Origin of the sequence: Photobacterium sp. WH24 (assembly GCF_019204055.1) — a bacterium.
Lineage (GTDB): Bacteria > Pseudomonadota > Gammaproteobacteria > Enterobacterales > Vibrionaceae > Photobacterium > Photobacterium arenosum.
Map to the genome: position 1 here is coordinate 1 of NZ_JAGSOZ010000041.1, position 1,748 is coordinate 1,748.

The following is a 1,748-nucleotide window of genomic DNA, read 5'->3' on the forward strand; positions in this document are numbered from 1 at the left end:
CTCAGTAAAACCTTTTTGATATGTGGTAAGAAATGACGTTCTGCCCGGTGGCGGTTCATTATGCATGAACGAATGTAATGCGCCTGAGCAAATGAAGTGCTCATATTTGAGCTTTTTGCCACAAATGTCAAACCCTACGTTACAGAAAATGAGGGTGAATCTGGCCCGAATCGGTACAGTCCCTGATGGCAGGAAAAGCGGGATAATTCGTTGTGTTTTGCGTGGTTCGATAGTGATGACGCTGATGGAAATATAAAAATATGATATCAATCAGTGTGATATCTGTTTGTGCTAAATGCCAGTGTGATTTCTGCGTGTCATTATAGAACGGAGGAGGTGTTAACAGCGCGTTTGCAGAAGCAGTGACCATCTCAGGAGTGAACAAAAAGAAGATTAGTGTAATTTTGTTCACCCGTTGAGAATATAAGCAGTGACTGGTTGAACCCGTATGTCGCTGTAGCTGCCATTTGTGCTTATGAGTCAGACATGTTCAGCAAGGCCATCGCACAACTTGCGCTGGTTGCCAGTACATCTATCACGCCAGTTCTTAACGCGCCCAGAATCGCCAGCGCCTTCCGGCTCTCACTGGCCATAGCAATCACATTCGGGATACGATGCAAATCTGACATTTCCAGTCCGACAACCCGGCCACGCATCAGTGTTCCCGCCTGTTGTCCATCCAGGCGGAAGAAGTCAAAGCCGCCGATATCGCCGACAATGCCGTCATTGAGTCTGGCTTCAACAAACTCTTTCGCCGTGAAACATCCCAGTTTTACCATATGGCTGTTTTCATCCATATCGCCAATACCGACTAAGGCAAACTCCGCTTTTCGGGCCTGATTGAGGGTTTCGCTGACATTGGGATGAGTGATAAACACCTGCTGGGTGACTTCACTGTCGACATAGGCTGGTGCGTATAAGGTTTCGCTGGTGCCGCCAAATTTTTTGGCCAGACGGCGGCAGATATGATCCGCATTAATGGTGTCGCCGCTGCGGTGTGTTCCGCCGATAGCGCAAACAAAACGCGCGTTGCGATGGGAAACAATACCGGGATGATCGGCGACAGCAGCAACATTTTGCCCCTGACCCACCGCGACAACGACATCATCTCTCAAATAACCGTCCAGATAGGCCGATACCAGGGTAGAGACTTGCATTCGTTGCTCTTGTGCACTGGGTTGATCCAGTGCAATCAAGGCTCGTTTCAGGTTAAACCTGTCCATCAAACGCTGTTCAAGCTGGGCGCTGTGGATCGGATGGAACTTAACGGTAATTTCCACTATCCCTTCTTCCCGCGCTTTTCTGAGCAGACGGCTGACTTTAGGGCGGCTGATACCGAATTTTTTCGAGATTTCTTCCTGCGTTGCACTTTGCTGGTAATACAAAATGGCAATTTCAGTCAACAGGTCTGTATCTTCCAGCTGATGGTCAAAAGAAGCGGTAGGCGGTGAAGTGGTCATAGCGGTGTTCCATACACAGATGTGGCGTCAGTGTAATGGATTCAAAAGCGCTTAACAAATGTTAGCCGTCATGCACTTTGTTCAGCGTTTTCATTGCCGCATTGATTTGCCGGCCTTCTTCTCACTGGGTTTGAGGAAAGAGAACAGGTGATGATCGGGGTGATAAAAAAGGCCTGACATGAATGCCAGACCTTTGAATCATGGAACCACTGTCATGGTGGCGATGATTGTTTCGGTTCGGTTTACAGCAGCTCTTTCGCTGTGCTGACCACGTTTTCAGTGGTGAAG

General features: G+C 48.4%; 1 protein-coding gene. It reads right to left on the reverse strand.

Features of this window, described 5'->3' with window-relative positions:
• Positions 1-473: 473 nt before the first annotated feature.
• Complete coding sequence (locus KCG43_RS21205) at positions 474-1,460, reverse strand: sugar-binding transcriptional regulator (RefSeq protein ID WP_192017837.1); 987 nt, start codon at positions 1,458-1,460, stop codon at positions 474-476.
• Positions 1,461-1,748: the final 288 nt, after the last annotated feature.